This window comes from Rhizobium mulingense (genome assembly GCF_029194105.1).
Lineage (GTDB): Bacteria > Pseudomonadota > Alphaproteobacteria > Rhizobiales > Rhizobiaceae > Rhizobium > Rhizobium mulingense.
This window is the reverse complement of record NZ_JARFVE010000004.1, coordinates 280173-297781: the sequence shown is the minus strand read 5'-3', so window position 1 is coordinate 297781 and position 17609 is coordinate 280173. Positions and strand designations below refer to the sequence as shown.

Here is a 17609-nt window from a genome sequence, read left to right as displayed (position 1 = left end):
ATTTTTCCTTACAATCTGACCGGCTGGCCGGTACGCACGCTCTCGTCGGCGGCAAGGCAGATGCGCAGCGACGCCACTGCATCCGCCATATGGCGGTCGAGGTTGAGATCCTCGCGGATCGCCCTCAGCATGAAGGCCTGTTCCAGGTCGCAGAGCGCCTGATGACCGGGCTCGCCCGTCATCCTCATATCCTGGTCGGGCCGGATAAACTTGCCGTCAGGGCCGGTTTCGGCCGTGTGCAGACGGATCACTGATGTCTTGGTGTGGGTGTCGATATCGTCGGACTTGGCGTTCGGATCCATGACGATCGACACGGCGCCCTTCGGTGACATCACGTCTTTCACGAAGAAGGCTGTCTCCGAAATCATCGGCCCCCAGCCGGCCTCGTACCAGCCGACCGAACCGTCTTCGAATAGCACCTGCAGGTGGCCATAATTATACATGCCAGCGGCGATCTCGTCGGAGAGGCGCAGCCCCATGCCGCGCACCTCGACGGCCCTCGCATCGGTGATTTGGCACATGACGTCGACATAGTGCACGCCGCAATCGACGATCGGCGAGGTCGTGCGCATCAGCGACTTATGCGTCGCCCAGGTTGGGCCGCTGGACTGCTGGTTGAGGTTCATGCGGAAGACGTAAGGCGGGCCGAGTTTGCGCGCCTCTTCGATCAGCTTCATCCAGGACGGGTGATGGCGAAGAATATAGCCGATCACCAGTTTGCGCCCCGCCCTCTTAGCCGCCGCCACGACCCGCTGGGCATCGGCGACGTTCGTCGCCAGCGGCTTTTCCACGAACACATGACAGCCCGCCTCGAAGGCGGCGACGGCATAATCGGCATGGCTGTCGGAATAGGTGTTTATCGAACACAGGTCCGGCTTCAGTTCGACAAGCGCCGTCGCGAAGTCGGGATGAATGGTATAGCCCTGGAGCTCGGGCTCCAGCTCCGGCGCCGAGCGGTTGACGAGACCGACGATCTCGAAACCGGGATTGTTATGATAGGCAAGCGCGTGGCTGCGGCCCATGTTGCCGATGCCGGCAACGAGGACTCGGATCGGTTTTTCGTGGCTCATTTGACGGCTCCCGACGTGATGCCGCGGATCAGCTGCCGCGAGAAGATGACGTAGAGGATCAGGATCGGCAGGATCGCGAGCGACAGCGCCGCCAGCACCGCGTTCCAGTTTGTAACGAACTGGCCGATGAATATCTGCGAACCGAGCGTCACCGTCTTGGTCGCTTCGGCGGGCGCCAGGATCAGCGGAAACCAGAGATCGTTCCAGATCGGGATCATCGTGAAGACCGCAACCGTCGCCATGGCGGGACGCACCAGCGGCAGCACCAGGCGGAAGAAGATCGCGTATTCGGATAGTCCGTCGATGCGCCCGGCATTCTTCAGATCGTCAGAAACGGTGCGCATGAACTCCGACAGGATGAAGATCGCCAGCGGTATGCCCTGCGCGGTATAGACGAGGATCAGCGCCGTCAGCGTATTGACGAGACCGGCCTCCACCATGCCCTGCAGGATTGCCACCGTGCCGAGACGGATCGGGATCATGATGCCGATCGCCATATAGAGCCCAAGCAGCGTGTTGCCGCGAAAGCGATATTCCGAAAGAGCGAATGCGGCCATGGCGCCGAACAGCAGCACGAGCAGGATCGAGATAATCGTGACGATGAAGCTGTTCTGGAAATAGGTGGCGAAATCGCCCTGTCCCAGCACCGTCTGGTAGCCGACGAGGCTGAAGGTCGACGGCGTCGGGATCATCAGCGGCTCGCGGAAGATCGAGGCGCGATCCTTGAACGAGTTGACGATGGTCAGGAACACCGGGAACAGCGCGACCAGCGTATAGGCGGAGAGCGCCAGATGCACGAGGCCGGTGCGGATGGGAGATGTGCGTGCCTTGGACATGCGCGCTCCTCAGAACTGGTAGCGACGCATGCGCCGCTGGATGACGAAGAGATAAAGCGAGACGCCGGCGAGGATGATGAGGAACATCACGGTCGCGATGGTCGCGCCCATCGAGCGGTCGCCGAGCTGCAGCTGGAAACCGAAGAAGGTGCGGTAGAGCAGCGTGCCGAGAATATCGGTCGACATGTCGGGGCCGGCGAGCGCCCCCTGCACTGTGTAAATCAGGTCGAAGGCATTGAAATTGCCGACGAAAGTGAGGATCGAGATGATGCCGATCGCCGGCAGGATGAGCGGCAGCTTGATCTTCCAGAATTGCGCCCAGCCGGTGATGCCGTCGCATTCGGCCGCCTCGATCACCTCTTCGGGAATGCTCAGAAGCGCGGCATAGATCAGCATCATCGGGATGCCGATATATTGCCAGTTGGAAATCAGCGACACGGCGATCAGCGCGGAACCGGGCTTGCCGAGCCAGGGTGCGAACAGGAATTTCAATCCGATGAGATCGAGCATCCAGGGCGCCACGCCCCAGATCGGCGACAGGATCAGCTTCCAGATGAAGCCGACGATGACGAAGGAAAGCAGCGTCGGCAGGAATATCGCCGTGCGGTAGAAGGCCACCCCGCGCAGTTTCGGCACTGAAAGCAGGGCAGCAAGCGCAATGCCGATCGGGTTCTGCACGCACATATGGATGGCGAAGAAGATCAGGTTGTTGACGAGCGCATTCCAGAAATCATGCGCCCAGCGCGGATCGCCGAACAGCACCTTGAAATTCGCGAGCCCGACGAAGGCCGGCTGCCCGTCGACCGTATTGTAAAGCGAAAGCCTGAGCGTCTCGATGAGCGGCAGCACCATGACCGCGGAATAGACGATCACCGCAGGTAGCATGAAGACGAAGATGTGCCAGCGGACCGGGCGCTTGATCGGGGCGATATCGATCGCCTTTTCGGTTTCGCTCATGGCTTTTGCCTGTCCTTGTCGAATGGCCGCGAGGCGCAGCTGAGATGGAAAATATGCTCCCGCCCTTACCCTCTATCTGCCTGGAAGAGGGTACGCGCCCTGATGAGATTGGGCTTTGGGAGGTCCCTGCGAGTCTCCTTCTCCCCGCAAGTGGGGAGAAGGTGGCCGGCAGGAAGGACGAGGGGCTAGACGCCGCCCCTGATCACATCACTTGGCCGGCTTGTACCAGCTGTCGAGCCCCTTCTGGAGCTTTTCGGCTGCGACCTGCGGCGTATCGGTGCCGTTGATCACGTTGGCCGATTCGACCCAGGTCTCGTTTTCGAGGTTCGGCGTGCCGCGCGACAGGATCTGGTAGGTCGAACGCACAGTCGACTTGTACGGGCCACGCCAGGAGACGAATTCCTGTGCGAGCGGATCGGACATCTTAACCGGATTGGAGTTCAGGCTGAAGAAGCCTGGCAGCGCGTTGGCGTAGATATCGGCGAACTCGGGCGAAGCAACCCAGCTGAGGAACTTCTTGGCCTCTTCAGAATGCGTGCTCTTCGCGTTCAGCGCGACGCCGATATCCGGATGATCGGAGATGTAGCCCTGGTCGCCAGCCTTCGGAACCGGTGGCGGGAAGGCGCCCATCTTGAACTGCGCCTGGCTGTTGAACAGGGCAATTTCCCACGAACCGGCCGGATAGATGGCGGCGCGTCCGAGCGTGAACAAGTTCTGGCTGTCGGAATAGGTCTGGGCTTCGAAACCGTCGCCGAGATACGGCTTCCACTTGGCAAGCTCTTCATAAGGCTTGACCCATTCCGGATCGGTCAGCTTCTGCTTGCCTTCGATCAGCGCCTTGCGGCCTTCTTCGCCCTTCCAGTAGTTCGGGCCGATGTTCTGATAGCCCATGGTGGCGGCTTCCCAGAGGTCCTTCGTACCCATGGCGAGCGGGATGTAGGTGCCGTCGGCCTTGATCTTGTCGAGTGCGGCGTAGAACTCGTCCTGCGTCTTCGGCACGGAGATGCCGAGCTTGTCGAAGGCATCCTTGTTGTAGATGAAGCCGTGAATGACCGAAGCCATCGGCACGCAGAAGGTGGACTTGCCGTCATCTGTCGTCCACGCGGCCTTGGCGACCGGCGAGAAATTCTCCATGCCTGGCAGGCTGGTGATGTCGACGAGCTGCTTCTTGTTGAACAGTTCGAGCGAAGCATCGAACGGACGGCAAGTGATGATGTCACCTGCAGAGCCGGCATCAAGCTTGGCGTTCAGCGAGGCATTGTATTCGGTCGGCGCGGTCGGCGAGAAGACGATCTTGATGCCCGGGTTCTTGGCTTCGAAGGCCGGAATGATTTTCTCCTGCCAGATCTGCAGGTCGTCGTTACGCCAGCTTTCGACCGTCAGCGTAACGTCGGCAGCGTGGACGAGACTCGCCGGCGTCAGCAGGCTGGAGGCAAGCAGCAAGCTTTTCAGAGCAGTGTTTTTCATTTCCCTCTCCTGTTTTTAGCGCCGAAGGCGCCGTTTTCAATCTAAAACAAGCAATTGGCGCGTCTGAGAAAACACCCAATGCCCCTTGGAGGGCCGCCAGCGGCTGCCGGCCCCGAAAGCTCGATGGACCGAAAGCGGAGCGCCTACGGTCGGACTGCGCACCTTGCAGGGTAGCCTGCGCCGGCGCGGCGAAAGAAATGGACAGCCGATGGATCCGTGAATTCGCCGCCCGCATATAAGCCGGCGGATCATTCCCTGATCATCCTCGAAGCGATTCCGACTTAGCTTTGCTGCCGGTTTTCGCGGGCTTCGATTGCTGTTCCCTTTTGTCAAATTAATGCCAAAAAAATACCAATTGTCCAGCCAAATTTAACTTTTCGGCCGCCAAAAATTGCTTAAACAAATTTACCCTGCAATATCAATAAGATAAAAAGATGAATTTTTGCCGCCGTCCCCACTTGGTAAATGGTATTTTTTTGGTATTGTATGAAAAACCCGAGGGAACGGCGTATCGGAGGGCCCGATGAAGGAGCTTGCAATCGGCATAGACGGCGGTGGAACGAGCTGCCGGGCAGCGGTCGCAGATAGAGACGGCAACGTCCTTGGCCGTGGTAAGGCCGGCCCTGCCAACATCCTGTCTGACCTGGAAAACTCTCTGCTCAACATCGTCGAATCCGCCCGGCAGGCGCTCAGCGACGCTGGCCTTGACGCTGAATCCGTGGCCTCTGTTGTATCAGTCGTCGGCGTCGCGGGCGCAAACGTCATGGATTACGGCCAACGAATCGAAAGAGCCCTGCTCTTTACCGAAGGTCGTGTCGTCACCGATGCCTTGATCTCCCTGCAGGGCGCGCTCGGCGATGCCGACGGCATCGTCGGCGCTTTCGGCACCGGTTCGGTCTATAGTGCCCGGAGAAATGGCCGGCTCAAGGGTATCGGCGGCTGGGGCTTCATCGTCGGCGACCAGGCAAGCGGCGCCCGCCTCGGCCGCGATCTCATGGAACGTTCGCTGCTCGCCCATGACGGAGTGCGCCCGGCATCGCCGATCACCGAAGCGGTCATGACCGAATACGGCAACGACCCGGAGCGGATCGTCGAATTCGCCCATACGGCACGGCCGAAGGATTTCGCCAGTTACGCGCCCATGGTCTTCAAGCACGCCGCTGAGGGTGATGTGGTTGCGGTCGGCATCGTCAGGGATGCCGCAACGGCGATCGGCGAAAGCCTCGACGCGCTGCTCTGGCCGGAATGCCCGTCCATCTGCCTGCTCGGCGGCCTTGCGGAAGCCTACGAGCCCTGGCTTTCCGAACGCTACAAGCCGCTGCTCGCCAGGCCGAAGAACGATGCCCTGCAGGGCGCGGTGGAGCTTGCGGTCAAGCTTCTGAACGATAAGCAGAGAGGTGCGGCATGACCGACGACCTCGCCACCCTCCTGTCCTTGCAGCGCCTGCAGGCGGCCGGCACCGGCCCGCTCTACGTCAAGCTCCGCCGGACGCTCGAAGAGGCCATGCGCACCGGCACACTCGGTCACGGCGATGCGCTGCCGCCGGAACGTGATATCGCCGAATTTGCCGCCGTCAGCCGCGTCACCGTGCGCAAGGCGATCGACGAACTCGTCGCCGACGGCCTCTTGGTGCGCCGCCACGGCTCCGGCACCTTCGTCGCCAAACCGGTTTCCAAGGTCGAGCAGCGCCTGTCGCAGCTCACCTCCTTCACCGAGGACATGGCGCGCCGTGGCATGTCCTCCCGCTCCGAATGGCTGCACAAGGGTATCCACACCCCCTCACCCGACGAGATGATGATCCTCGGCCTCGGCACCGACGTGAAGGTTTCGCGTCTCTCCCGCCTGCGCATCGCCGACGACCAGCCGCTGGCGATCGAAAACGCCAGCGTCTCCGGCGAATTCCTGCCGGACCCCTCCGCCGTCACCAATTCGCTCTACGCCGTACTCGAACGCCTCAACGTCCGTCCGGTACGCGCCGTACAGCGCATTTCGGCGACCAATATGAAAGAAGCCGACGCCCAGCTTCTCGGCGTCCCCGTCGGCGCCGCCGGCCTGTCGATCGAGCGCATCTCCTATCTCGGCTCCGGCCGCGCCGTCGAATTCACCCGCTCGCTCTATCGCGGCGATGCTTATGACTTCGTGGCCGAACTCACCATCGGGGTGAGCTGACTGCTTGAGCCCATCCAAATTATACGGATAATCCAGTGATCGAACGCTGGAAACCTATCAAGCAGAAGCAAACTCAACCGATCCCTTTCCAGACCGCGAGTGCGCCCTCATCGATCGGCTCAAAGAAATCCGGCCCGTCTCCGATGACTTGCCCTTTGAGCAAGCCGATTTGGAAAGAGGACCGTACAACCGGAACAAGCTTCACCACGGGCTTGCGCCCTTTGGCGATCACCACCTCCTCACCGGAAAGAGCGGCATCGATCAATTTCAACAGATTGGCCTTTGCGGCAGGGATTGTCACTTGCATTGCGGCACCCGTTGCTAGCTTGCCTAAGAATGCCATTCCATCGTCATTTCCGCTATCGAATTCAAAAAGCCTGACCACGGAAATTATCGAGCCACATAAAAAGCATGAAGCCGGAAAATTAATCACTTTCCGGCTTCAATGTCTCTTGATTCATCACATTAAGAACGGCGAGCGCGTCTCTACGCCGCGTCCTCTATCTCCTCATCCGCCTTGCGCGGCACGTAGTTCAGCACCGGTCCGAGCCAGCGCTCGACTTCGGAAACTTCCATGCCCTTGCGCTTGGCATAGTCTTCCACCTGGTCCCGCTCCACCTTGGCGACGCCGAAATAATAGGAGTCGGGGTGCCCGATATAGAGACCGGAGACCGAGGAGCCCGGCCACATTGCATAGCTTTCGGTCAGCTTCACGCCCGCGGCGCGTTCCGCATCGAGCAACTTGAAGAGCGTCTTTTTTTCGGTGTGGTCGGGCTGAGCGGGGTAGCCTGGCGCCGGACGGATGCCGGCATAGGCTTCGCCGATGAGATCCTCGTTGCTGAGGTGCTCATCCCTGGCATAGCCCCAATATTCGCGCCGCACCTGCTCGTGCATGCGCTCGGCAAAGGCTTCGGCAAACCGGTCGGCCAGCGCCTTGACGAGGATCGAGGAATAGTCGTCGTTCGCCCGTTCGAAACGTTCGGCGATCGCGATCTCCTCGATGCCCGCCGTCACCACGAAGCCGCCGACATAATCCTGCACACCGCTTGTCACAGGCGCCACAAAGTCGGAGAGCGCCACATTCGCCCGCCCGTCCCGCTTCGAAAGCTGCTGGCGCAAGGTGTAGAAGGTGGCCAATTCCTTGCTGCGGCTTTCATCGGTGAACAGGCGGATGTCGTCGCCGACGGCGCCGGCCGGCCAGAAGCCGATGACGGCGCGCGGCCGGAACCACTTCTCGTCGATGATCTTCTTCAGCATCGCCTGCGCATCGGCCCAAAGCGCACGCGCCGCCTCGCCCTGCTTCTCGTCTTCGAGGATGGCAGGGAAACGGCCGCGCAGTTCCCAGGTCTGGAAGAACGGCGTCCAGTCGATGTATTTCGCAAGCTCGGCCAGATCGTAATCCTCGAACACCCGCGTACCGAAGAACTGCGGCCTAGTCGGCTGGTAGGCCGACCAGTCGATCTTATGGGCATTCTCACGCGCCCGCGGCAATGGCAGCCGCACCTTCTCGGCTTCGCTGCGCGCATGCGCGGCCGCCACCTTGGCATATTCGGCTCTTATATCGTCGACATAGCCCTGGCGCGTCTCCGGCGACAGCAGCGCCGAGACGACGCCGACGGCGCGGCTCGCATCGGTGACGTAGATCGCCTGTCCTTTGTTGTAGCCGGGGTGAATCTTCACCGCCGTATGCACGCGGCTAGTGGTCGCGCCGCCGATCAGCAGCGGGATCTCGAAACCCTGCCGCTCCATCTCAGCTGCGACATGCACCATCTCATCGAGCGACGGCGTGATCAGGCCGGAAAGGCCGATGATATCGACCTTCTCGGCGATCGCCGTTTCGAGGATCTTCGTCGCCGGCACCATGACGCCGAGATCGACGATCTCGTAATTGTTGCAGGCGAGCACGACACCGACAATGTTCTTGCCGATATCGTGCACGTCGCCCTTAACCGTCGCCATCAGGATCTTGCCCGCCGACTGCCGCTCTTCGCCGCCGTTGAGACGCTTTTCCTCTTCCATATAGGGCAGCAGCACGGCGACCGCCTGCTTCATCACGCGCGCTGACTTGACCACCTGCGGCAGGAACATCTTGCCCGAGCCGAAAAGGTCGCCGACGACGTTCATGCCCGCCATCAGCGGCCCTTCGATAACATGCAGCGGCCGGGCGGCCTGCTGGCGGGCCTCCTCGGTATCGGCTTCGATATATTCGGTGATACCGTTGACCAACGCATGTTCGAGGCGCTTCTCGACACTCCATTCGCGCCAGGAGAGATCCTGGACGCGGCCTTCCCTGGCGCCGGCGCCGCGGAACCGCTCGGCCACTTGGAGCAGCCGCTCGGTGCCGTCAGGACGGCGGTTTAGCACCACGTCTTCGCAGGCTTCACGCAGTTCGGGATCGATGTTGTCGTAAACCGCCAGCTGGCCGGCATTGACGATGCCCATGTCCATGCCCGCCTGGATGGCGTGGTAGAGGAAGACGGCATGCATCGCCTCGCGCACCGGCTCGTTGCCGCGGAACGAGAACGAAAGGTTGGAGACGCCGCCGGAGATATGGACGAGCGGCATGCGCTCGCGGATCGTCCGCGTCGCCTCGATGAAGTCGACGCCGTAATTATTGTGCTCTTCGATGCCGGTCGCGACCGCAAAGATGTTCGGATCGAAGATGATATCCTCGGGCGGGAAGCCGATCTTTTCGGTCAAAAGCTTATAGGCGCGGGTGCAGATTTCCACCTTGCGCTCATAGCTGTCGGCCTGCCCCGTCTCGTCGAAGGCCATGACGACGACGGCAGCGCCGTAATTGTGCAGCAACCGCGCCTGGGCGAGGAAATTCTCCTCGCCTTCCTTCAGCGAGATCGAGTTGACGATCGGCTTGCCCTGCACCCGCTTCAGGCCGGATTCGATGATCGAGAATTTCGACGAGTCGATCATGACAGGCACGCGGGCGATATCGGGCTCGGCGGCGATCAGGTTCAAGAACTCGACCATCGCCTTTTCGGAATCGATCAGGCCCTCGTCCATGTTGATGTCGATCACCTGGGCGCCGTTCTCGACCTGGTCGCGGGCGACATCGAGCGCTGCCGTGTAATCGGCATTGGTGATCAGCTTGCGGAACTTGGCCGAGCCGGTGACGTTGGTGCGCTCGCCGACGTTGACGAAGGGGATGTCCTTGGTCAGCTCAAAAGGCTCGAGGCCCGACAGAGACATGAAGGGGCGGTGCTCGGGGATCGGCCGCGGCTTGTACTTGGCGACGGTCTCGGCAATCGCTCTTATGTGCTCAGGCGTCGAGCCGCAGCAGCCGCCGACGATGTTGACCAGGCCTTCGCGGGCGAAGCTGTCGATCTGGGCCGCCATCAGCTCGGGCGTTTCGTCATACTGGCCGAATTCATTCGGCAGGCCGGCGTTCGGATAGGCGCAGATGAAGGTGTCGGCGACGCCCGAAAGCTCCTGCAGATGCGGGCGCATCGCATTGGCGCCGAGCGCGCAGTTCAGCCCGATCGTGAAGGGATTGGCGTGGCGCACCGAGTTCCAGAAGGCCGACGGCGTCTGGCCGGAGAGCGTGCGGCCGGAAAGGTCGGTGATCGTGCCGGAGATCATCACAGGCAGGCGCACGCCCTTGGCCTCGAAGCGCTCGTCGCAGGCAAAGATCGCCGCCTTGGCGTTCAGCGTATCGAAGATCGTTTCGATCAGGATGATGTCGGCGCCACCGTCGATCAGCCCGTCGATCTGTTCGCCATAGGCTGAACGCAGATCGTCGAAGGTGACGGCGCGGAAACCGGGATTGTTGACGTCGGGCGAGATCGAGGCGGTGCGGTTGGTTGGGCCGATGGCGCCGGCGACGAAGCGGCGGCGGCCGTCCTCGCGCTCGGCGCGCAGGGCCGCGCGGCGGACGATCTCGGCGCCTTCCTTGTTGAGGTCGTAAACCGCGCCTTCCATCTGGTAATCGGCCTGCGCGATGCGGGTCGAGGAGAAGGTGTTGGTCTCGAGAATATCGGCGCCGGCCTTGGCATAGCGGTAATGGATCTCTTCGATCGCATCCGGCTGGGTCAGGATCAGAAGGTCGTTATTGCCTTTCTGATCGCAGGCGCAGCCGATGAAGCGGGTGCCGCGGAACTGGTCTTCGTCATAGCCGAGCCCCTGGATCTGCGTGCCCATGGCGCCGTCGAGGACGAGGATGCGTTCGCTCGCGGCTTTGCGCAGCGCTGCGAAAACTTCATTGCCGTCACGCTTGCCCGTTTCCGGACCAAAGAGGTTGTCAAACACGGGAGGCTCCTTGACGTCGTAAGACCAGACAGTCCAAATCACATAAAGATATCTTTATGTCAATATATGCCTGTCGATTTCGTGCTTTGCAAGCCTCGCCAGATGACAGGCTTGAACGGCCTCTATATAGGCAATTGATACGCATTGCCCACGAAATCGGAGGAGTATCATGGCACCCGCAACCGGTAACGCCGCGCTTGGAAACTGGACGAGCCGCGCCTATCACCGCGCCTGGCTGCTTGACCAGGCAGACGGGCTCTTCGATTTCTTCCAGCACAATTCGGTCAATCCCAAGGGCGGCTTCTACGATCTCGACGATACCGGCAAGCCGCTCGACGCCGAGGGTCAGATTCGCAATATCCATATCGCAGCGCGCGCCGTACATTGTTTTGCCATCGGCGCCCTGCTCGGCCGTCCGGGTGCTGCCGACGTCGTCGACCACGGCATGGACTATCTCTGGAACAATCACCGCGACCGGAACAATGGCGGCTATTTCTGGTCGCTCGACAAGAATGGTCCGGTCGACACCAACAAGCAGGGCTACGGCCACGCCTTCGTGCTGCTCGCCGCCTCATCCGCCAAGACGATCGGCCATCCGCTCGCCGACGGCATGCTCGCCGACATCACCGAGATCCTGAACACCAAGTTCTGGGAACCGCGCCACGGCGCGATCGCCGAGGAGTTCACCGCCGACTGGCAGCCGCTCGACGGCGGCGCCTATCGCGGCCAGAACTCCAACATGCACCTCACTGAAGCGCTGATGGCCGCCTTCGAGGCGACCGGCGACAAGCAATATCTGGCCAAGGCCGAAAGCATCGCCGATCTCCTCATCCGCCGTGCGGCCGGCTCGGTGGACTGGCGCGTCGCCGAACACTTCGACGCCGAATGGAAGCTCGACAAGCAATATTATCATCCGAACGAAATGTTCCGCCCGGCCGGCACGACGCCCGGCCACTGGCTGGAATGGGCCCGTCTCATCCTGCAGCTCTGGGTGCTCGGCGGCAAACGCATCGAATGGATGCCGGATGCGGCGAAGGCCCTCTTCGAGCAGTCGATGGCACTCGGCTGGGACAGTCACAAGGGCGGCTTCTTCTATACGCTCAACTGGGACGACAAGCCCGCCAAGCGGAACAAGCTCTGGTGGCCGGCCTGCGAGGGTGCCGCCGCCGCCCATTTCCTCAACGAGCATCTGCCGAGCGACTATCACGAGGAATGCTACCGCAAGATCTGGAACGTGATCGAACGCGCCTTCATCGACCACAAGAACGGCGGCTGGCACGAGGAACTGACGGAGGATCTCGTCCCCTCACATTCGCTCTTCCCAGGCAAGGGTGACATCTATCACGCGCTGCAGGCCTGCCTTATCCCGCTCTTCCCGGCAACCGGCAGCCTGACGAAGGGCATCGCCGAGGCCGGCGGCAGGGTCTGACGGCTGTCTCAGCAGCAGCGAGCGCCGGCAGGCCGGCGCTCGGATTGTTCCGGCAGATGCGGCCGCGTCACAGCGGAGAGAGCCGCAACGTATCGAGATCCTTCGCCAGCATCAGCGCCAGCGCTTCGACCACGAGATTGTGGTCGTCGCGCTGCGGCAGGCCGGAGACGGTGACGGCGCCGATGCAGCCGGTGCCCTTGACGTTGATCGGGAAACTGCCGCCATGAGGCGCATAATCGTCGCCGGAAAGTCCGTTGTCCTCGACGGTCTTGCCGTCTTTTTTCAGCTTCAGGCCCGAGGCATAGCTGCTGCGGAAATAGCGCAGCACCATGTTGCGCTTGCGGCGAACCCAGTTGACGTTGTCGGGCGTCACGCCGGGCAGCGCTGCATAGAAGACCGGCATCGAATGAAGGGTCACATCAATTGCGACACCGAGGCCGCGCTCGGTGGCGAGTTCCTGCAGGAGTTTGCCGAGCTGCCATGCCGTCGTCAGGTCGAAGGCATCGAAGCTCAGCGCTTTTTCCTGCTCCGCGATCCGGTTGAGATCGTCGTCGAGTGTCATGATAAGGCGCTCCTCTGCCGCAATGATCCGCTGCAGACCATTCTCGCCGGAGGCGAAAAAGTAAAGCAAAACTTGGACCTGCCCTGATGTCAAAGCTTAGGCGTCAGCATCTCGAAACGGTCGCGTGTTGTGGCACAGGTATCGCCGCCGAGGCGCGCAATGGCATCGATCGCGGCCGGATCGACATGCAGCCGCTGCGGATCGACGACACCGTCGCGGTAATGTGCATAGACGATCTCACCCATGACGATCTGCCGCGAGCGACCAAGCTCCAGCGTCACATGCCGCCGGCATTCGAAGGCGGCCGGCGTCTCGGCGATATAGGGTGACGCCACCTTCTCGCCCGGCATCGCCGTCAAGCCTGCCTCCTTCAGTTCATCGACGCCGCGCGGATAGCGGGCACCGCAGACATGCATCGCCTCGGCGATGGCGAAGGAGACGATGTTGACGGTAAAAACCTCGGTCATGCGGATATTGTGACCGGTGTCCTTGAACGACATGTCGGCATTGTTTTCGACGCCGATCGCCAGAATCGGCGGATCGGCCGAAAGGCAATTGAAGAAGCTGAAGGGCGCGGCATTGATCCGCCCATGTTCGTCAACCGTCGTCACCAGCGCGATCGGCCGCGGGATGATCGTGCTGATCATCAGCTTGTAGCGCTCGCGTTCGGAAAGCTCTTTGAAATCGAAGGAAACCGCCATGATCAACCGTCCGAGCGGATCGGCGAGAAGGCGCTCATCGCCCCCATGAAAGGTTTCGGCAGCGGCGAGGCGTAGGAGCCGCGCTTGCTGGTGGAAAGCCCGAGGGAGACCAGCGCCTCGGCCTGCTTGACGGCGGCCGAGACACCGTCGACGACGGGCACGCCGTAGATCTCCTGAAGTTGACGCGCCAGATCCGTCATGCCGGCGCAGCCGAGCACGATAGCCTCGGCGCCGTCCTCGGTCAGCGCCCGCTCGATCTCTGCCCGAAGCTTGCCGATCGCGCCCGAGGCCGCGTTCTCTAATTCCAGCACCGGAATGTCGGAAGCCCGCACCTTGGCGCGCTCGCCCATGCCGTAGCGGCGCACCAGATTGTCGATCAGCACCCGCGAGCGCTCCAGCGTCGTCACCACGGTAAAACGCTGCGCCAAGAAGCCCGCCGTTGCGATCGCAGATTCGCAGAGCCCGAGGATCGGGACATCGGCCAAGCTCCGTGCCGCTTCGAGGCCGGTATCGTCGAAGCAGGCGATGACGGCCGCGTCATAGCCCGCCGCCTGCCGCTCCTTCAGTTCGGAAAGCAGTCCGGGGATCGCCAGCGCCCCGTCATAATGGCCCTCGATGGAGACCGGTCCCATGCGCGAGGTGGCGGCGATGATTTCCGTCCCGGATGCGGCCACCACACGCGCCGCGGTCGCCGCCTTCTCGGTCATGGAGGCGGTGGTGTTCGGATTGACGATGAGAATGCGCATGTCAGTTGATCTTTGCCTGCCGCCGGCTGAGCATCGTCATGATGCCAAGGGCGATGAGAATGATGGTGAAGGAAAACATTGTCGTCACCGTGCCGAGCGCATAGAGCACCGGCGTCGTGACATTGGTCGTCATGCCGTAGATTTCGAGCGGCAGCGTATTGTAAGTCCCAGACGTCATCAGCGTGCGGGCAAATTCGTCATAGGAAAGTGTAAAGCCGAACAGGCCGACGCCGATCAGGCTCGGCGCGATCATCGGCAGCACGACATGGCGGAAGGTCTGCCAGGAGCTGGCGCCGAGGTCGCGCGCCGCCTCTTCATAGGCCGGCGAGAAGCGATTGAAGACGGCAAACATGATCAGCACGCCGAAGGGCAGCGTCCAAGTCAGATGCGCGCCGAAGGCCGAGGAATACCAGGCAGGCTTCAACCCTCCCTCCTGGAAGACGACGCCGATTCCGAGCGAGACGATGATCGACGGCACGACGAGGCTCGCGACCGTCGCGTAGAACAGCACGGTCGAACCGCGGAAGCGGCGGCGGAAGGCAAGGCCGGCAAGCAGCGACACGGTGACGGTCACGACCATCACCATCAGCCCGAGCGAGAACGAGCGCCGGAAGGAGGCGCCGAAATCGCCGACCGCCTGCTTTTCGAAGAGGTTGAAGAACCAGTGCGTGGAAACGCCATTCATCGGGAAGGTCAGGCCACCGTCCGGCCCCTGGAAGGAGAGGATCAGGATCGCCGAGAGCGGGCCGTAGAGGAATAGCACGAAGATGATGAAGAAGATCGCGAGCAGATAGAATTCGAGGCCGCGTTTTTCGTGGTTCATCTCAAAGCTCCTTGCGGATGTCAACGACGCGCAGGATAGCCGCGACCATCAGCAGCACGACGGCAAGCAGCACGACAGCATTGGCGGCAGCTGCCGGATATTGCAGCAGCGACATCTGGTTCTTCATCATCAGCGCCACCGAGGCGCTCTGGCCGCCGGACATCACCTGCACCGTCGAGAAATCGGCCATGACGAGGGTGACGACGAAGATCGTGCCGATCGCCATGCCGGGCTTGACCAGCGGAATGACGACATTCCACAGCACCTGCCAGCCGGAAGCGCCGGCATCTCGCGCCGCCTCGAACAGCGACCGGTCGATGCGCATCAGCGTGTTGAAGATCGGCGTCACCATGAACAGCGTATAGAGATGCACCATCGCGAGCACGACGGCGAAATCCGAATAGAGCAGCCATTCGATCGGCTGCGGGATGACGCCCAACTTAATCAGCGTCGAATTGACGAGGCCATTGCGACCGAGGACCGGGATCCAGGAGATCATGCGGATGATGTTCGAGGTCATGAACGGCACGGTGCAGACGAGGAATAGGATCATCTGCGTCGAGGTCTTGCGGATGTGAAAGGCCAGGAAATAGGCGACCCAGAAACCGATGAGAAGCGTCAGCCCCCAGACGATGGCGGTGAATTTCAGCGTGTTGAGATAGGTCTTCCACGTCACCCAGGAACCGAGCGTATCGGTGTAGTTCATGGTGAGGAAGTCGGGATAGAGGCCGGCGAAATCGTAGTCCCAGAAGCTGACGACGGCGATCATGGCGATCGGCAGCAGGAAGAAGAAGCCGAGAATGGCGATCAGCGGTGTCGCCTGCAGGTAGGAGATGGCGGAGGGGGAGAGACGGAAGGCGCGGCGTGTAGGCTGCTTGCTGTCTTCCGTTGCCGCTGCGATGGTCGCCATGATCGGTTCTCCGTTTCCTCATTATGCAGGTCGGGCAAGGAGCCCCCTCATCCGCCCGCCGGCACCTTCTCCCCGCTGGGGAGAAGAGAATCGTGGCAGCGTCCCCGCCGCCACAACTTCGCTATCGTCACGCGGCCAGCCGCAAACTCTTCTCCCCAGCGGGGAGAAGATGCCCGAAGGGCAGATGAGGGGGCGGAGCGAAGCGACGTCTTGAGCATCAGCGAAAGACAATGCTCAAGAAAGACCCCTCCCCAACCCTCCCCACAAGGGGGAGGGAGTCTTTTTTGCCGCGCCCTCGCCGGACTCCCTGCCCCTTGTGGGGAGGGTTGGGGAGGGGAAAGCGGCAATCGCTTACGCCGCGATGAACTCGTTCCAGCGGCGGACCATGTAGCGGTCTTCGTCCATCACGGAGTTCCAGCAGGCCACAGCACCCATGCGGGCTTCGAAGGCGCCGCCGTCGCGCACGGCTCCTGCCTTCTCCATGACCTTGCCTTCGGGCGACAGGATATCGCCCTCAGCCGGCTTGCCCTCGATCCAGTAGCCCCATTCGTCTGCCGTCATGAAGTTCTTGGCGGTCTCCATGCAGGCGGAGTAGTAGCCCTGGCGGTTGAGATAGCCGCCGACCCAGCCTGATGTGTACCAGTTGATATATTCGTAGGCCGCATCGAGCTCGGCGCCCTTCAGATGCGAGGCAAGGCCGAGGCCGCCGCCCCAGGCGCGGTAACCTTCCTTGAGCGGCTGATATTTGCAGGCGATGCCCTTGGAGCGGACGGCGGCGACAGCCGGCGACCACATGGACTGGATGACGACTTCGCCCGATGCCATCAGGTTGACCGACTCGTCGAAGCTCTTCCAGAAGGCGCGGAACTGGCCGTCGCCCTTGGCCTTGATCAGGAATTCGATCGTCTTGTCGATCTCTTCCTTGGTCATATTGCCTTTGTCGGCATATTTGATGTTGCCCATGGCTTCCATGATCATTGCCGCATCCATGATGCCGATCGACGGGATGTTGAGGATCGAGGTCTTGCCCTTGAACTTCGGGTCCATGATATCGGCCCAGCTGGTGATGTCGCGGCCGACGAGGTCCGGGCGGATGCCGAGCGTATCGGCGTTGTAGATGGTCGGAACCATCGTCATCCACTGCGTCGGCTCCTTGGCGAACTTCTTGGAGCCCTGCGCCTCGACGAAGCCGACCGTGTGCGGCGCCGTGCCCTGGGCGATGACGCTGTCCGGCTTCATCTTGCCGTTGATGAACAGCGGCACGATCTTGTCGTAATATTTCAGCTTCTTAACATCCATCGGCTGCAGCACGCCCGTCGGGAACACCTTCTTGGCGATCCAGTATTCGATGTCGGCAATGTCGTAGCTGTCGGGCTGGGTGACGGCGCGCTGGGCGGCGGCGTCGGAATCGGTTGCCGTCATCTCCAGGGTGATGCCGAGATCGGCTTTGCACTTCTCGGCGATGGCATTGATGTTGGAAACGCCGGTGCCGAACTGGCGAAGCGTGATGTTCGTCTTCGCCCAGATGGTGGGAAAGCCGGTGATGGCGCCGGAGCCGGCGATGGCGCCGACGGCGGCGGCACCCGTCTTCAGCAGCGTGCGGCGGGACAGGCCCTTCGCAGTCTTGGTCGATGTCGTTTCAGTCGTCATGTCAGTTCCCCTTTTTGTTGACGCGGAAG

At 61.5% G+C, this 17609-nt stretch carries 15 protein-coding genes; 3 read left to right on the top strand and 12 right to left on the bottom strand.

Translation table 11 applies throughout. The features are described 5' to 3' along the window. Positions 1-8: 8 nt before the first annotated feature. The 4 genes from PYR71_RS10355 to PYR71_RS10340 form a co-directional block, all read right to left on the bottom strand. Entirely contained in the window at positions 9-1070 is a 1062-nt protein-coding gene (locus PYR71_RS10355) for a Gfo/Idh/MocA family protein (RefSeq protein ID WP_275619265.1), read from the bottom strand. Continuing rightward, entirely contained in the window at positions 1067-1906 is an 840-nt protein-coding gene (locus tag PYR71_RS10350) for a carbohydrate ABC transporter permease (RefSeq protein WP_275619264.1), read from the bottom strand. The genes PYR71_RS10355 and PYR71_RS10350 overlap by 4 nt, the downstream gene beginning before the upstream one ends. Positions 1907-1915: 9 nt before the next feature. Next, on the bottom strand, positions 1916-2863 hold the full coding sequence (locus tag PYR71_RS10345) for a carbohydrate ABC transporter permease (RefSeq protein ID WP_275619263.1): 948 nt from the start codon (positions 2861-2863) through the stop codon (positions 1916-1918). Between the two features lie 207 nt (positions 2864-3070). After that, positions 3071-4330: an ABC transporter substrate-binding protein gene (locus PYR71_RS10340; RefSeq protein ID WP_183912615.1), complete on the bottom strand. Its 1260-nt coding sequence runs from the start codon at positions 4328-4330 to the stop codon at positions 3071-3073. Positions 4331-4853: 523 nt separating this feature from the next. On the opposite strand from PYR71_RS10340, the gene PYR71_RS10335 reads away from it, so the two are divergent. Together PYR71_RS10335 and PYR71_RS10330 are read left to right on the top strand one after the other, a co-directional pair. Next, the gene (locus PYR71_RS10335) at positions 4854-5738 is read left to right on the top strand and encodes a glucosamine kinase nucleotide-binding domain-containing protein (RefSeq protein ID WP_275619262.1); all 885 of its coding nucleotides are present in this window, start codon (positions 4854-4856) and stop codon (positions 5736-5738) included. Further along, the gene (locus PYR71_RS10330; RefSeq protein WP_275619261.1) at positions 5735-6499 is read left to right on the top strand and encodes a GntR family transcriptional regulator; all 765 of its coding nucleotides are present in this window, start codon (positions 5735-5737) and stop codon (positions 6497-6499) included. Before PYR71_RS10335 ends, PYR71_RS10330 begins: the two co-directional genes overlap by 4 nt. 73 nt (positions 6500-6572) lie before the next feature. Here the strand turns inward: PYR71_RS10330 and PYR71_RS10325 are convergent, their stop codons facing one another. Then, on the bottom strand, positions 6573-6806 hold the full coding sequence (locus tag PYR71_RS10325) for a type II toxin-antitoxin system Phd/YefM family antitoxin (protein WP_275619597.1): 234 nt from the start codon (positions 6804-6806) through the stop codon (positions 6573-6575). A gap of 179 nt (positions 6807-6985) precedes the next feature. Then, entirely contained in the window at positions 6986-10759 is a 3774-nt protein-coding gene (gene metH / locus PYR71_RS10320) for a methionine synthase (protein ID WP_275619260.1), read from the bottom strand. A gap of 169 nt (positions 10760-10928) precedes the next feature. Here metH and PYR71_RS10315 point away from each other — a divergent pair, with 169 nt between their 5' ends. Beyond that, entirely contained in the window at positions 10929-12188 is a 1260-nt protein-coding gene (locus tag PYR71_RS10315; protein WP_275619259.1) for an AGE family epimerase/isomerase, read from the top strand. A 67-nt stretch (positions 12189-12255) separates the two neighbouring features. On the opposite strand, the gene PYR71_RS10310 is transcribed toward PYR71_RS10315, so the two are convergent. The 6 genes from PYR71_RS10310 to PYR71_RS10285 all read right to left on the bottom strand — a co-directional run bounded on the left by PYR71_RS10310 (position 12256) and on the right by PYR71_RS10285 (position 17580). Next, entirely contained in the window at positions 12256-12750 is a 495-nt protein-coding gene (locus PYR71_RS10310; RefSeq protein ID WP_275619258.1) for a heme-degrading domain-containing protein, read from the bottom strand. A gap of 89 nt (positions 12751-12839) precedes the next feature. After that, positions 12840-13451, bottom strand: a complete 612-nt coding sequence (locus PYR71_RS10305) for a flavin reductase family protein (protein WP_275619257.1) — start codon at positions 13449-13451, stop codon at positions 12840-12842. Between the two features lie 2 nt (positions 13452-13453). Beyond that, complete coding sequence (locus PYR71_RS10300) at positions 13454-14197, bottom strand: aspartate/glutamate racemase family protein (protein WP_275619256.1); 744 nt, start codon at positions 14195-14197, stop codon at positions 13454-13456. Between the two features lies 1 nt (position 14198). Further along, the gene (locus tag PYR71_RS10295; protein WP_275619255.1) at positions 14199-15020 is read right to left on the bottom strand and encodes an ABC transporter permease; all 822 of its coding nucleotides are present in this window, start codon (positions 15018-15020) and stop codon (positions 14199-14201) included. Between the two features lies 1 nt (position 15021). Further along, complete coding sequence (locus PYR71_RS10290) at positions 15022-15930, bottom strand: ABC transporter permease (RefSeq protein WP_275619254.1); 909 nt, start codon at positions 15928-15930, stop codon at positions 15022-15024. A 351-nt stretch (positions 15931-16281) separates the two neighbouring features. Beyond that, positions 16282-17580 carry an ABC transporter substrate-binding protein gene (locus PYR71_RS10285; RefSeq protein WP_275619253.1) on the bottom strand — a complete coding sequence of 433 codons (1299 nt, stop codon included), beginning with the start codon at positions 17578-17580 and terminating at the stop codon, positions 16282-16284. Positions 17581-17609: the final 29 nt, after the last annotated feature.

What these genes read in the sequence shown, in the direction of transcription:
- PYR71_RS10350 (WP_275619264.1), bottom strand. Translation starts at nt 1,906, where the DNA reads ATGTCCAAGGCACGCACATCTCCCATCCGCACCGGCCTCGTGCATCTG.
- PYR71_RS10355 (WP_275619265.1), bottom strand. Translation starts at nt 1,070, where the DNA reads ATGAGCCACGAAAAACCGATCCGAGTCCTCGTTGCCGGCATCGGCAAC.
- PYR71_RS10300 (WP_275619256.1), bottom strand. Translation starts at nt 14,197, where the DNA reads ATGCGCATTCTCATCGTCAATCCGAACACCACCGCCTCCATGACCGAG.
- PYR71_RS10310 (WP_275619258.1), bottom strand. Translation starts at nt 12,750, where the DNA reads ATGACACTCGACGACGATCTCAACCGGATCGCGGAGCAGGAAAAAGCG.
- PYR71_RS10285 (WP_275619253.1), bottom strand. Translation starts at nt 17,580, where the DNA reads ATGACGACTGAAACGACATCGACCAAGACTGCGAAGGGCCTGTCCCGC.
- PYR71_RS10295 (WP_275619255.1), bottom strand. Translation starts at nt 15,020, where the DNA reads ATGAACCACGAAAAACGCGGCCTCGAATTCTATCTGCTCGCGATCTTC.
- PYR71_RS10335 (WP_275619262.1), top strand. Translation starts at nt 4,854, where the DNA reads ATGAAGGAGCTTGCAATCGGCATAGACGGCGGTGGAACGAGCTGCCGG.
- PYR71_RS10345 (WP_275619263.1), bottom strand. Translation starts at nt 2,863, where the DNA reads ATGAGCGAAACCGAAAAGGCGATCGATATCGCCCCGATCAAGCGCCCG.
- PYR71_RS10315 (WP_275619259.1), top strand. Translation starts at nt 10,929, where the DNA reads ATGGCACCCGCAACCGGTAACGCCGCGCTTGGAAACTGGACGAGCCGC.
- PYR71_RS10325 (WP_275619597.1), bottom strand. Translation starts at nt 6,806, where the DNA reads ATGCAAGTGACAATCCCTGCCGCAAAGGCCAATCTGTTGAAATTGATC.
- PYR71_RS10330 (WP_275619261.1), top strand. Translation starts at nt 5,735, where the DNA reads ATGACCGACGACCTCGCCACCCTCCTGTCCTTGCAGCGCCTGCAGGCG.
- PYR71_RS10340 (WP_183912615.1), bottom strand. Translation starts at nt 4,330, where the DNA reads ATGAAAAACACTGCTCTGAAAAGCTTGCTGCTTGCCTCCAGCCTGCTG.
- PYR71_RS10305 (WP_275619257.1), bottom strand. Translation starts at nt 13,451, where the DNA reads ATGGCGGTTTCCTTCGATTTCAAAGAGCTTTCCGAACGCGAGCGCTAC.
- PYR71_RS10290 (WP_275619254.1), bottom strand. Translation starts at nt 15,930, where the DNA reads ATGGCGACCATCGCAGCGGCAACGGAAGACAGCAAGCAGCCTACACGC.